The organism is Gordonia desulfuricans NBRC 100010, from assembly GCF_001485495.1.
Lineage (GTDB): Bacteria > Actinomycetota > Actinomycetes > Mycobacteriales > Mycobacteriaceae > Gordonia > Gordonia desulfuricans.
This window is the reverse complement of record NZ_BCNF01000172.1, coordinates 1-13,225: the sequence shown is the minus strand read 5'-3', so window position 1 is coordinate 13,225 and position 13,225 is coordinate 1. Positions and strand designations below refer to the sequence as shown.

Annotated in this window: 10 protein-coding genes; 7 read left to right on the top strand and 3 right to left on the bottom strand. The window is 69.0% G+C overall.

Annotated elements, in window-relative coordinates; translation table 11 throughout:
• From GD1_RS22670 to GD1_RS22660, 3 genes are all read left to right on the top strand, one after another.
• On the top strand, window positions 1-3,798 hold a 3,798-nt coding region (locus tag GD1_RS22670), incomplete at its 5' end, for a murein biosynthesis integral membrane protein MurJ (protein ID WP_059039747.1).
• Between the two features lie 16 nt (window positions 3,799-3,814).
• The gene (locus tag GD1_RS22665; protein WP_059039745.1) at window positions 3,815-5,206 is read left to right on the top strand and encodes an MFS transporter; all 1,392 of its coding nucleotides are present in this window, start codon (window positions 3,815-3,817) and stop codon (window positions 5,204-5,206) included.
• Window positions 5,203-6,723, top strand: a complete 1,521-nt coding sequence (locus GD1_RS22660; RefSeq protein WP_059039743.1) for a pyridoxal phosphate-dependent decarboxylase family protein — start codon at window positions 5,203-5,205, stop codon at window positions 6,721-6,723. The genes GD1_RS22665 and GD1_RS22660 overlap by 4 nt, the downstream gene beginning before the upstream one ends.
• Here GD1_RS22660 and GD1_RS22655 read toward each other — a convergent pair.
• Complete coding sequence (locus GD1_RS22655; RefSeq protein ID WP_053777291.1) at window positions 6,682-7,632, bottom strand: sterol desaturase family protein; 951 nt, start codon at window positions 7,630-7,632, stop codon at window positions 6,682-6,684. The genes GD1_RS22660 and GD1_RS22655 overlap by 42 nt on opposite strands.
• Before the next feature lie 112 nt (window positions 7,633-7,744).
• Between GD1_RS22655 and GD1_RS22650 the strand changes: the two genes are divergently transcribed.
• Both GD1_RS22650 and GD1_RS22645 read left to right on the top strand, forming a co-directional pair.
• Window positions 7,745-8,440, top strand: coding sequence for a TetR/AcrR family transcriptional regulator (locus GD1_RS22650; RefSeq protein WP_174519098.1), 696 nt, complete (start codon window positions 7,745-7,747; stop codon window positions 8,438-8,440).
• A gap of 49 nt (window positions 8,441-8,489) precedes the next feature.
• On the top strand, window positions 8,490-8,918 hold the full coding sequence (locus GD1_RS22645; RefSeq protein ID WP_020791512.1) for a PPOX class F420-dependent oxidoreductase: 429 nt from the start codon (window positions 8,490-8,492) through the stop codon (window positions 8,916-8,918).
• A 47-nt stretch (window positions 8,919-8,965) separates the two neighbouring features.
• On the opposite strand, the gene GD1_RS22640 is transcribed toward GD1_RS22645, so the two are convergent.
• Window positions 8,966-10,024, bottom strand: coding sequence for a maleylacetate reductase (locus GD1_RS22640; RefSeq protein WP_059039741.1), 1,059 nt, complete (start codon window positions 10,022-10,024; stop codon window positions 8,966-8,968).
• Window positions 10,024-10,905 carry a dioxygenase family protein gene (locus GD1_RS22635; protein ID WP_059039740.1) on the bottom strand — a complete coding sequence of 294 codons (882 nt, stop codon included), beginning with the start codon at window positions 10,903-10,905 and terminating at the stop codon, window positions 10,024-10,026. The genes GD1_RS22640 and GD1_RS22635 overlap by 1 nt, the downstream gene beginning before the upstream one ends.
• Window positions 10,906-11,100: 195 nt before the next feature.
• On the opposite strand from GD1_RS22635, the gene GD1_RS22630 reads away from it, so the two are divergent.
• Together GD1_RS22630 and GD1_RS22625 are read left to right on the top strand one after the other, a co-directional pair.
• Window positions 11,101-12,132, top strand: a complete 1,032-nt coding sequence (locus GD1_RS22630) for a LacI family DNA-binding transcriptional regulator (RefSeq protein WP_059039737.1) — start codon at window positions 11,101-11,103, stop codon at window positions 12,130-12,132.
• A 519-nt stretch (window positions 12,133-12,651) separates the two neighbouring features.
• Window positions 12,652-13,225, top strand: a 574-nt coding sequence (locus tag GD1_RS22625; RefSeq protein WP_157079595.1) for an IS110 family transposase, incomplete at its 3' end; no start/stop codon positions are given.

Below are 13,225 nucleotides of genomic sequence, written 5' to 3'. Positions count from 1 at the left end.
ACGCCGCTGTCGGGTCCGCTCGCCGATGCGCCACCGCTGTCCGGCCGGGCCGGAACCGACGCGGCGCGCACCCGGAAACCCCAGCCGCAGGCACACCAGAACAAGCACGAGGCACCCGACGCCGGCAGTGCCCGGGCCGTGTCGTCGGTGCTGGAGCAGACCTCCGACGCCGTCGGCGACGACGATTCCCCGGCCGACGGCCTGGCCCGCGACTCCGACTCGTCGATCCTGCGGACCAGCGGCTCGATCGCGCTGGCCACCCTGACCAGCCGGATCACCGGATTCGTCCGCACCATCCTGGTGCTGGCGATGCTCGGCCCGGCGATCGCGTCGGCGTTCCAGGCCGCGTATGTGCTGCCCAGCATGATCGCCGAGGTCGTCCTCGGTGCCGTGCTCACCGCGATCGTCATCCCGGTGCTGGTGCGTGCCGAGGTGGAGGACGAGGACGGCGGACGCGGCTTCATCAACCGCATCTTCACCCTCACGCTCGTCACCCTCGGCAGCGCCACGGTGATCGCGCTGATCGCCGCACCCCTGCTGACCTACCTCAACGTCGGCGACGGTGACGTCAACCGACCACTGACCACCGCGCTCGCCTATCTGCTGCTACCGGAGATCCTGTTCTACGGGCTCTCGGCGCTGTTCATCGCGATCCTGAACATGAAGGGCCTGTTCAAACCGGGTGCGTGGGCGCCGGTGATGAACAACGTCGTGCAGATCGCGACCCTGGTGCTGTACGCGCTGATGCCCGGCGAGATCACGCTGAACCCGCTGCGGATGACCGATCCGCAGCTGCTGGTACTCGGCATCGGCACCACCCTCGGCGTCGTGGTACAGGCCGTCGTCCTCGTGCCGTACCTGCGCAAGGCCGGTGTGAAGCTGCAGTTGCAGTGGGGACTGGACGCCCGGTTGCGGCGGTTCGGCAACATGGCCGTCGCGATCGTCCTGTACGTGACGATCCTGCAGGCCGGCCTGGTGGTCACCTACCGCATCGCCGCGCACGCCGACGCCTCCGGTATCTCGGTCTACGCCACCCACTGGCAACTGCTGCAGCTGCCGTACGGCGTGCTCGGCGTGACCATCCTGACCGCGATCATGCCGCGGCTGTCGCGCAATGCCGCCGCCGACGACACCGACTCCGTCGTCGACGACATGTCCCTGGCGACGCGGCTGACGATGGTCGCCCTGGTACCGGTCGTCGCGTACATGACCTTCTTCGGACCGGCGATCGGTGTCGCCGTGTTCAACTTCGGCCGATTCGACGCCGACGTGGCCTCCCAGCTCGGTTCGACCCTCGCCTGGGGTGCGTTCACCCTGATCCCGTATGCGATGACGCTGGTGCAGCTGCGGGTGTTCTATGCCCGCGAGGACGCCTGGACCCCGACGCTGATGGTGCTCGGTATCACCGCGGTGAAGGTCACCGCGTCGTATCTGGGTCCGGTGCTGTTCAGCGACCCGGAGCTGGTGGTGCGCTGGCTGGCGCTGTCGAACGGTCTGGGCTACCTGGTCGGCGCGGTCGTCGGGCACTACCTGCTCAAGGCACGGCTGAGCACGCCGGAGAAACCGGCCCGGTTGGCCGACGTCAGCTACACCACGATCGTGTCGATCGCGGTATCGGTGTCGGTGGCCTTCGTGGTGTGGTTCATCGCCCACCTCGCCGGGCTGGATCTCGCGACGCAGCACGGCAAGATCGGCTCGATCGCCTATCTGGTGCTGACCGCGATCGTTGTACTCGGCGTGATTTATGCCGGGCTCGCCGCGGCGGGGGTCCGCGACGTGGTGGCGATCATGAACTCGGTGCGCCGTATGCTGGGCCGATTCGTGCCCTCGCTGGCCCCGAAGGACGAGCCGGAGACCCCGTCCGCGCCGACCATCACGGTTCAGTTTCCACGGATCACGACCGACGAATCGCTCCCGTACTCTGGTCAGGTACAGGTACTCCGGCGGTTCGATCGCGGGACCGCGACCTGGCAGTCGTATTCGGTGCATTCCGGCGGAGCCGCGGGCGGCACCGGTGTCACCGCCTGGTCGCCGTCGCATCGGCCGCCGGACATGCGTTATCGCCGGAGAGGAGCGCGTCACGTGAGTGACAGCGGTGTCGACACCACCCCGGATCGTCCCGAGGTCAGCGGGACCCCGATCTCCACGTCCGATGCTCCCCGGCCCGACCCGGCCGTCCCCGGTCCGGTCGGCGCCCCGCCGGCCGCCGTCGTGCCCGATCCCGATCGGGCCGAGCCGGTCGTCGCACCACGCCGCCGCGGACCGCGTCTGGTCCCGGGCGCTGCCGTCGCCGGTGGCCGATACCGGCTGCTCGAGCACCACGGTGGCACCCGTGGACTGCAGTTCTGGAAGGCCCAGGACATCAACCTCGACCGCGAGGTGGCCCTGACCTTCGTCGACGCCGAACAGTTGGCTCCGCCGGCCGGCCGCGACACCACCGCCAAGGAGACCGACGAGGGTCCCCAGGCGGTCCTCACCCGTACGCTGCGGCTGGGTCAGATCTCGTCGGCCGGCGTGGCCCGCGTCCTCGACGTGGTGCGCGGCTCGTCCGGTGGCATCGTCGTCGCCGAGTGGGTGCAGGGCTCGTCGCTGGTCGACGTTGCACGCACCCATCCGTCACCGATCGGTGCCGCCCGCGCGGTGCGCGCCCTGGCCGCCGCGGCCGAGGCCGCCCACCGGTCGGGCGGTGCGCTGTCGATCGACCATCCCTCGCGCATCCGGATCAGCACCGACGGCAACGCCGTGCTGGCCTTCCCGGGCACCCTCGCCGGTGACGACCAGTCGTCGGACGTCCGTGGTCTCGGTGCGGTGCTCTACGCGCTGCTGCTGCAGCGCTGGCCGCTCGACGCGGTCACCGGCTCACGCCTGACCACCACCACCGACACCACCGACACCGTCGACGGGCTGCCGGCCGCCATCCCGGGCAAGGACGACGCACCGATCGAGCCACGCGAAGTGGATCCGGAGATCCCGTTCGAGATCTCCGCGGTGGCCGCCCGCGCCCTCGACGGCACCCGGGGTATCCGCACCGCGGCGACGGTGCAGCACGTCCTCGACCAGGCGACCGTGGTCGACCTCAAGACCGACATGCTGCCCGCGATCGGCCGCGACGACTCCCCGGTGACGATGGCACCGCCGCCGAAGATCGGCACCACCGAACCGGAGCGCAACCGCCGGACCGGACCGCTGCTCGCCGGTGCGGCCCTGCTGGTGATCTTCGTGATCATCGCGCTGGTGGTGTGGATGACCGGCGTCTTCGGCGGTGGCGACGACAACAGCGACATCGGCACGTTCCTGGGACCCACCACGTCGGAGTCGGCGTCGGCACAGCAACCGACCACCGCTGCCACCACCGGAGCGGGCGGGGCGATCGCGCCGGCCGCGGTGACGCTGGTGGACTACTCGGGGCAGTCCGGTGACAATCCCGACCTGGTGGGCAACATCCTCGGCGGGACGCCGCCGGGCTGGCGCTCCGACGTCTACCGGGCCGCGGCGTTCGCCGGGCTCAAGGACGGGCTGGGCCTGATGTTCGACCTCGGCTCCGAACAGGCCGTCAAGACGGTCACCATCACCACCACCACACCGGGTTTCGACGTCTCGGTGCGCACCGCGACGTCGGCCGACGCCACCCTGCGCCAGACCACCGAGGTGGCATCGGGCACCGTCGACCGGCCGAGCACCACCCTGACCGTCACCGATCCGAAGCCCGCCAGGGATCTGCTGATCTGGATCACCTCGTTGCCCAGCGGGTCGAGCGGCTATCAAGTGGCCATCTCCAAGGTGGGACTGACGAGCTGATCGTCGGGACCGCCCGATGACGTCACCGCGCCCGCAGGGCACGCTGCGCCGCACCACCCTGGCCCGCTACGGCCTCGGTTCACTCGGCACCGGCGGGTTCGCCACACTGCCCGGACTCGTGCTGGTCTACTACCTCACCGACACGCTCGGGGTGGCCGCGGTGGCGGCCGGCGCCATCGTCGCGATCGCCAAGATCTGGGATGTGCTGATCGACCCGGCCATCGGTGCGCTCAGCGATCACGATGCCGCACAACGTGGTTCGCGCCGACGATTCATGACGATCGGCGCGCTGGCCCTGCCGGTCTTCTTCGCGCTGACCTTCGCGGTGCCGACCGGGCTCGCCGGCGGGCCGGCCGCGGTGTGGGTGACCATCGCATTCCTGTTGGCGGCCACCACGTTCAGCCTGTTCCAGGTGCCCTACATCGCGCTGCCCGCGGAGTTGACCGACCGCTATGACGAGCGCACCCGGCTGCTGACCGTGCGGGTGGCGGTGCTGACCGTGGGCATCCTGGCCTTCGGTGCGGGCGGGCCGGCGCTGCGGGAACTCGGCGGGTCACCGGCGGTGGGCTATCTGATCATGGCGGTGGTGTCGGGCGTGGTGATCGGTGCGGCCATGCTGGTCGCCTCCCGCACCGCCGACGACGCCCGTCCGCCCGAGACCACCACGCACCCGCAGGCCGCCGGCACAGCGGTGGTGGGCGAGGGGTACCGGACCGGACTGGCGGTGCTGCGCCGGAGCGCACCGTTACGGACATTGCTCGGCGCGTTCGTCCTGCAGGGGCTGGCGACCGGGCTGATGCTCGCGGGCGCCCAGTACATCGCGACCTGGGTGCTCGATTCCGAGGCCGCGATCTCCGGGCTGTTCGCCGCCCTCATCGCACCGGCCCTGATCTGTGCACCGTTGTGGGGCATGCTCTCCCGGCGGATCGGCAAGGAGGCCGGATTCGCTGCCGCGTCGGTGCTCTTCGCGGTGGCCACGCTCTGCCTGATCGGGCTGTGGTGGTCGCCGGGCGGGTGGGTGTACCTCCCGATCGGGGTGGCCGGTGCCGCCTATGCGGGTATGCAGTCGCTGCCGATGGCGATGCTGCCGGATGTGATCACCCACGACGAGCGCCGGCACGGCCAGTCCACCGCCGGGGTGATCGGCGGGGTGTGGACCGCCGGGGAGACCAGCGGGATGGCGCTGGGTGCGGTGGTGTTCACCGTGCTGCTCGCCCTCGGTGACTACATCTCCTCCGATGCCGATTCAGCGGTGCACCAACCCCGTTCGGCGATCGTGGCGATGGTGGGCGGTTTCAGCGTGGTGCCGGCCGCACTCACCCTGGTCAGCCTGCTGCTGATCGCACGATATCCGCTGCGGCGCAGCGATATCGACGCCACACCGTCTGCGGAGAAGGAGACCCTGTGACCGAATCACCCCGCATCGACGCGATCCTCGCCCGGCTCGAGCGGTTACGCGCCGACGACGCCCCGACCCACGGCGGACGTGTGCTGTCCTATGTGTACGACCCGGGTCTGGCCGAACTCGACGAGCTCGCCCGCCGGGCGGCCGCCGCGGTGCAGTCGCTCAACGGCCTGGATCCGACGACGTTCCCGTCGGTGGCCCGGATGGAGCAGCGGCTCATCGACTTCGCCGCGGGCCTGGTGCACGGCGACCGGTTGCCGTCGGGGGAGCGGGCGGTGGGTCTGGTGACCAGTGGCGGAACCGAGAGTTGCCTGCTCGCGGTCAAATCCGCACGGGATCGGTGGCGGGCGGCCCGCGCGGCCACATCCGATGCCGCGACCGGGAACCCGGTGGTGGTGGCACCGGTGACCGCGCATGCCGCCTTCCACAAGGCCGCAGCCTATTTCGACGTCGAGCTCGACCTCGTCCCGGTGGACGGCCATGGTGCGGTGGATCCGCAGGAGGTGATCGGGCGACTGTCGGAACGCACCGCACTGGTCGTGTTGTCGGCGCCGAACTATCCCTTCGCCGGACTCGATCCCGTCGCCACCGTCGCCCCGGTGGCCGCGGCACGGGGCGTCGCGGTGCATGTGGACGCATGTATCGGCGGCTGGGTGCTGCCGTTCTGGGAGAGCGGCGCTGATGCGGTGGCGCCCTGGGATTTCCGGGTCGCCGGGGTCACCAGTCTGTCCATGGATGCGCACAAGTACGGCTACGCCCCCAAGGGTGCGTCGGTGCTGCTGTTCGCCAACCGTGACGCCAAGCGGGCGGCGGGGTTCGCCACCACGGCGTGGCCCGGCTATCCGGTGGTGAACCCGACCATGCTGGGCAGCCGCTCGGCCACGTCCCTGGCGGCGGCGTGGGCGGTCGTGGAGTACCTCGGGACCGAGGGCTTCGCCGAACTCGCCGCCCGCACCCGGGACGCCACCCGGCGCCTGAGGGACCGGATCGACGGGATCGGCGGTCTGGAGGTGGTCGGTGACCCGACCGGTCCGTTGCTCGCCGTCCGCGCCGATCCGGCGGGCCCGGAACCGGATCGGGTGGATCCGCATCTGTGGGCGGATCGGGTGCGCGAGCACGGCTTCGTCCTGCAGCCACAACCCGGCCTGCGGCAGACCGGTGGTCCCGAACTCGGGCACACCACCCATCTGACCGTCACCCCGGTCACCCACGGTGTGGTCGACGAGCTGTGCGCCGCCCTGGGGGCCGCCGCCGACGCCGTGCGCGGGACCCCGCCGATCGACCTGTCGGAGCTGCCGACGGCGATCCCCGCACTCGGCGAACCCGGCCGTCTGGGATCGGATGCGGCACAGGAGATCCTGGTGTCACTGGGGCTCGGCGGCGGCGAGGGGGCTGCGGCGTTGCCGGAGCAGCTGGCACCGGTGATGGCACTGCTCGACGTCATCCCCGGCGATCGGGCCGAGTCGCTGCTGTCGGAGCTACTCGCCCGACTCAACGAGGCCGGTACCGGCGCGGACTGACCGGCCGTCGGCGGGCGCCCATCCGGGTGGACCGAAGGCGTATCCGAGCTTGTCCCGCAACCGATCTGCGGCGCGGACGTCGCGGGCGATGGCGACGTACTCGTGGGTCTGCAGCGTCCAGATGTTGTAGGTGCCGACGGGTTTGGTCAATCCGTAGGTGGGACGGTGGGTCTCGGCCGCGAACGATCCGAACATCCGGTCCCACAGGATGAAGACACCGGCATAGTTCTTGTCGAGGTAGTCGGCGTCGCTGCCGTGGTGGACCCGATGATGCGACGGGGTGTTGAACACGAATTCGACCGGCCGCCACATCTTTCCGATGTGTTCGGTGTGGATCCAGAACTGATAGATCAGGTTCAGGCCGTAGCAGGCGAAGACCACTGCCGGCGGGATGCCGAGGAAGGGCAGGGGGAGCCACATCACCAGGGCCGCACTGATGTTCCACTTCTGCCGGAGTGCGGTGGCGAAGTTGAAGTACTCGCTGGAGTGGTGGGCCTGGTGGGTGGCCCACACCAGCCGCACGCGGTGGGAGATGCGGTGGTTCCAGTAGTAGAGCAGGTCCACCCCGATGAACCCGATCACCCACGTGTACCAGGCGGAGGCCGGGAGCTGCCACGGGGCGAGGTAGGCGAAGATCGCGGTGTAGGCGAGCAGGCCGAGGGCTTTCCAGCCGGCGCTGGTGGCGATCGAGACCAGACCCATCGAGATCGAGGCCCGGGCATCGCGCGTCTCGTAGCCGCCCACCGGGGGATGGGCGCGCCCGTCGTCGGCCCGGACCTCGTCGGGGTCGGGCCGGTCATGGTCGTCGAGTTTCCACGCGGCGACCCACTCGATGACGAGCAGCGTGAGGAAGAACGGGATGGCGAGCAGCGTCGGCTCACGCATCGGCTCGGGTAGCAGATCCAGCATGGCCACCTCCGGGTGAGCATCTGACACTCCTGCATGTCAGATTGTTATGTGACACGATAGCTTGTCAGATATCGTGGTGTCCACGATCCCGCCGACATGTCCAGGAGCCGCGATGACCGCCGAGCCCACCACCGACGTGGCCGGCGGACGCCGATACGGCGGGGCCGACGCCGACGAACGGCGTACCCGGCGGCGCGCCCAGCTCGTCGAGGCCGGTCTGGACCTGTTCGGGGAGCACGGGTACCCCAACGTCTCGGTCAAGCGCGTCTGCGACCACGCAGGCCTCACCCAGCGCTACTTCTACGAGTCCTTCGCCGACCGGACGGCCCTGTTGGTGGCGGTGTACGAGGAGTGCGTGACGACCGCGCGGGCAGAGGTGCTGACCGCCGCGGCCGGGTATCTCGACGACGGACACCCGATCGCCGCCGACGACGTCACCCCGGCGGCCCGCGCCATCCTCGGCACCTTCCTCGACACGCTCTCCGGTGATCCGCGGCGCGCCCGCGTCATCCTCTTCGAGGTGGTCGGCGTCGACCCCACCGTCGAGTCGGTGCGGATGCGCGCCATCCACGACTGGGCCCAGCTGTTGCTGTCCCTGATCATGGGGGAGCGGGCGCCCAGTCCGGTGCAGCGCCTGGCGGCGGTCGGGCTGATCGGCGCGATCACCCAGCTCCTGGTGGACTGGTATCTGCTGTCGGTGGCCACCGAGCACGTCGACATCGGCACCACCGAACCCGCCGACCTGGGCACCATCCTCGACGTGCTGGTGGAGATGCTCACCGCCACCTACGACCGGTTGATGCGATAGTCGCCCGTGGTGATGGCGGACCCGCGGCCCGGGCGGGCATGATGGGTCCATGGCCGACGCCGACCTCACCGACACCGTCCTCGACTTCCTCACCGAAGGCACCCGCACCGGCAAACTCGCCTTTGTCGCCGCCGACGGACGCCCGCTGGTGGCGCCCGTCTGGTTCATCGTCGACGACGGTGTGCTGGTCTTCAACACCGGCTCCGAGACCGCGAAAGGCCGTGCGCTGAGCCGAGATCCGCGGATCTGCATCCTCGTCGACGACGAGCGTCCACCGTTCTCGTTCGTGCAGGTGCAGGGCACCGCGACGATCAGCGAGGACCCGGCAGATCTGCTCGACACGGCCACCCGGATCGCGGCGCGCTACATGGGCGCCGACCGGGCCGACGACTACGGCAACCGCAATGCCGTCCCCGGTGAGCTGGTGGTGCGCCTGGAGCCGACCAAGGTGATCGCCGGGTTCGACATCGCCGACTGAACCGGCCCGATCCGAACCGGCGCGAACGCTGACCGGGAGGTCGGGGGTCAGCCGATCGGGCTGCCGGTGAATGCCGCGGTGACCAGTGTCCGCAGGTCGGCCTCGGTGACCTGCCGCGGATTGCTGTACGGCGCGGCGAGCGCCTGCCGGATCACCTCGTCGATCCCGGATTCGGGCATTCCCAGTTCGGCCAGCGATCCGACAATGCCCAGGCTCTGTTCGAGTTCGCGGACCAGGGTGGCCGGCGAGTCCGTACCCGTGGCCCGCACGAGGGCGTCGTCGGCGGCCGGTGCGGCCGACAGGTTGAACGCCATCACATAGGGCAGGACCACCGAGTGGGTGTCGGCGTGCGGCAGGTCGAAGGTGCCGCCGAGGATGTGGCAGAGCTTGTGGTGCAGGCCCATGGTGGTGGCGCCGAGCACCGCGCCGCACAGCCACGCCGCGTACAGCGCATCCGAGCGGGCCTGCAGATCTGCCGGATCCGCGACGATCGCGGGCAGTGCGGTGAGCATGTGCGCGACACCCTCGGCCGCCATCAGCGAGATGATCGGCGACGCATCCGGGGCGTAGAGGCCCTCGACGGCATGCGCGATCGCATTGAAGCCACTGGTCACCGACACCTCCACGGGGAGCCCGGTGGAAAGCGTCGGGTCATAGATCACCGATGTCGGCAGCACCCGGCGGTCGCGGCCGGTGCGTTTGATCCCGTCCTCGGTCAGCCCCCAGACCGGGGTCATCTCCGAGCCCGCATATGTGGTGGGCACGGCGATGATCGGCAGCCCGGTGCGCAGTGCGACGGCCTTGCCGAGCCCGACGGTGGAACCGCCGCCGAGGCAGACGACGCTGTCGGCGCCCACCTCCGCGATGTACGCGCAGGCCGCGTCGGCCGTACTCACCGGGACATGCATCGCCGCATGCGGATACACCCCCAGCCCCACGGGTCCGAGCAGTTCGTCGACCTGCTCACCAAAGGCCTGTTCGCGCGGGGTGGTCAGCACCACCGTCCGGCTGACACCGAGTTCCTCGAGCTCACCGGGCAGCTGCTCGAGAGCCTTCTCGCCGAAGCGAACTCGCATGGGCAGGGCGTCATAGCTGAAGGGCTGCATCAGTTCTCGTCGTCGCTTTCGGCGTGGATGGTGATGTCGATCTGGGCGTCGACGAACTCTCCGGTGACACCGCACGGGTTGTCGGTGCCTGCGGGGCACGGGACGAAGGACCGGATCAGCGACTCCTTGACCGCGAACACCGCATCGGAGTCGATGTACTCGCTGCCGTCGACGAAGATGTGGGTGGTCAGCTCCCGGAATCCCGGTGCGGTGACGATGAAGTGGATGTGCGCGGGCCGGTAGGCGTGCCGGCCGGTGGCGGCGAGCAGTTCGCCCACCGGACCGTCGGTCGGGATCGGATAGTGTGCCGGGACGATCGATTCGAAGGCGAATCGACCCTGGTCGTCGGTGGTGAACAGGCCGCGGCCGTTGCCGAGGGGCTGCAGATCGGGTTGCTGGACGTCGTAGAAGCCGTCCGCGTCGGCCTGCCAGACGTCGACCAGCGCACCCGGCACCGGGGTACCGTCCTCGGCCCGGACGGTGCCGTGCACCACGCAGGTCTGTCCGACGCTCGACGGCGAGACATTGTCGCCGAGTTCACGTTTCGGCGACTCCACCATGTGGAACGGTCCGAGCACCGTGGATTCGGTGGCGTCCGGGGTCTCGATGTCGTTGAGCGTCTCGACCAGCATCGACACACCGAGGACGTCGGAGAGCAGGATGAACTCCTGGCGGACGTCGTCACACGTGTGGCCGGTGCGGGTGAGGAAGTCGATCGCGGTCTCCCACTCCTCGAAGGTGAGGTCGACCTCGGCAACGAAGGCATGCAGGTGCCGGGTGAGGCTCTGCAGGACCTCTTTGAGTCGTGGGTTCTCGGTGCGTTCGAAGCTCTCGAGAACGGCCTCGGCCAAGGCCTCGGGTCGCATCAGGTCGGTGGTCATCGGTTCTCCTGGGCGGCTGTCGGAGTTCGGGGCCGCAGTGTGTGCCAGACCACTGCAAGCGCTCGCATTCAGCATGCCGATGCAAGCGCTTGCTGTCAATGCCGCATCGCTTCCACCTGTATGCAAACGCTCGCATTAACTCGGCCGAGGCGGTACGATGAGGACCATTCAGCGGACCGAGAGCAGGGGAGGGGCGTGTCCGTGCGATCCCGATTGGCCGACGTCGCCAAGCTCGCCGACGTCCACCCGGCGACGGCGTCACGCGCGCTCAACGAGCGGACCCGGCATCTGGTCAGTGCCGAGACACTCGAGCGTGTGCTGGCCGCCGCCGACGAGCTGCACTACCTGCCCAATCCGATGGCGCGCAGCCTGGCCAGCTCACGCAGCAACACCATCGGCGTGGTGATCGGCGACCTCACCGTGCCGCTGTTCGCCCATCTGCTCCGCGGTATCGACGAGGTGACCACCGCAGCCGGCTACGCCACCCTGTTCGTCGACACCCACAACGATCCCGCCCGGGAGCTGGCCCAGCTGCGCACGCTCGAGGCCCGCCACGTCGACGGGCTGATCGTCACCACCTCCGTGGTCGGCGACCCCGACGGCACCGCCCGGTTCGCCAAGGTGGCACCGGTGGTGAACCTGTTGCGCGCCTGCCCGAACGGCGAGAACCCCGAGGTGATCAGCAACGACGACCGCGGCATGCGACTGATCGTCGACCATCTGGTCGGGTTGGGACACACCAGGATCGCCCACATCGCCGGTCCCGCAACGGTCAGCACCGGGGTCGCGCGCCGACGCGGCTACCGGAACGCGATGACCGATCACGGTCTACCCGAGGATGATTCGCTCGTGGTGACGATCGACCGCATCGATGCCGAGCAGGGCAGGGCCGCCGCGATCCACCTGCTCGACACCACCGACTGCACCGCGATCGTCGGATTCAACGACCTCGTGACCTTCGGCGTGCTGAAGGAGTTGCGCTCCAGGAAGATCCCCTGCCCCGAACAGATCAGCGTGGTGGGCTACAGCGACGTCCCGAGCGCCGAACTGATGTCCCCGGCGCTCACCACCGTCGCCGTCGACCACCACGCGATGGGCGCCGAGGCCGCCCGGCTCATGCTCGGCATCCTCGACGACCCGGCCGGCGCCGCCGCCCGCTCGGTCCAGTTCCCGGTGGAACTCGTCGTCCGCGAGTCGACGGGCCCGTGCCGGGTGATGAGTAGCTGACCGGCCACATCCACCACACCGACCGACGAGCGCTGTCCACCACGCTGACGACGAGCGTTACCCTCCAGACCGACGACGAGCGCTGCCCACCACGATGATTTCAGTGTCACTCTTGTGGGGCCACCAAGTTGGTGGTTGTGTTCAGTCCACCGGGCATCTGGCTCTGTTGCTGGTTGACCGTTCCCGACACCTGTTGGGGATTGGTCATGGCTCATTCTGCCGATGCCCGGGTGGACGGACCGACCGGATGTGACTTGATAGGAGCGTGGCAACCGCCCCCACTGAGATATGTCCTACCGGCCGGCCCGACTGTCACCATTCCGTTCGACAGAAAGGCATCTTCCATGATCATCGTTGGCGCCGATGTACACAAGCGCTCACACACATTCGTCGCCGTCGATACCGCCGGCAGACAACTGGGCACCGTGACCGTGCCCGCCACCACGACCGGTCACCAGACCGCTGACCGGTCACCAGACCGCTCTGCGGTGGGCCCATGCCACGTTGGGTACCGACTTGGTGTGGGCGATCGAGGACTGCCGCAATATGTCGGCGCTCCTCGAACGTGACCTGCTGACCGCGAACCAGAAAGTGGTGCGGGTGGCCCCGCATCTGATGGCCGAGCACCGCAAGACCGGCCGTCAACCAGGTAAGTCCGATCCGATCGATGCTCTGGCCGTCGCCCGGGCTGCTGCGCGTGAACCCAACCTTCCGATCGCCTCGCAACACGAGGTCAGCTACACGGTGAAAGCACTCACCGATTATCGGGAATCGCTTGTCCACGAACGGACTTCGAAGATCAATCGGGTGTTGTGGCGGGTGCATGCGATCGATCCCGAACACGAAGTGAAGAAAGGGGGTTTGAACCGGGCGAAGCATCAGAAGCTCCTCGCAGCCTGGTTGCAGACCTGTGACCGCGGCGCTGTCGATGTGCTGTTGGCGATCAAGGAGGTGGCTGCGATCGCGGCGTTGACCGTGGAGATCAACGAGGTCCACAAGCAGCTGTCGGCGTTGGTTACGGCGGCGGTGCCGTCGCTGGTGGCGTTGCCTGGTTGCGGGATCCTCAGTGCGGCGAAGTTGCTCGGCGAGTCTG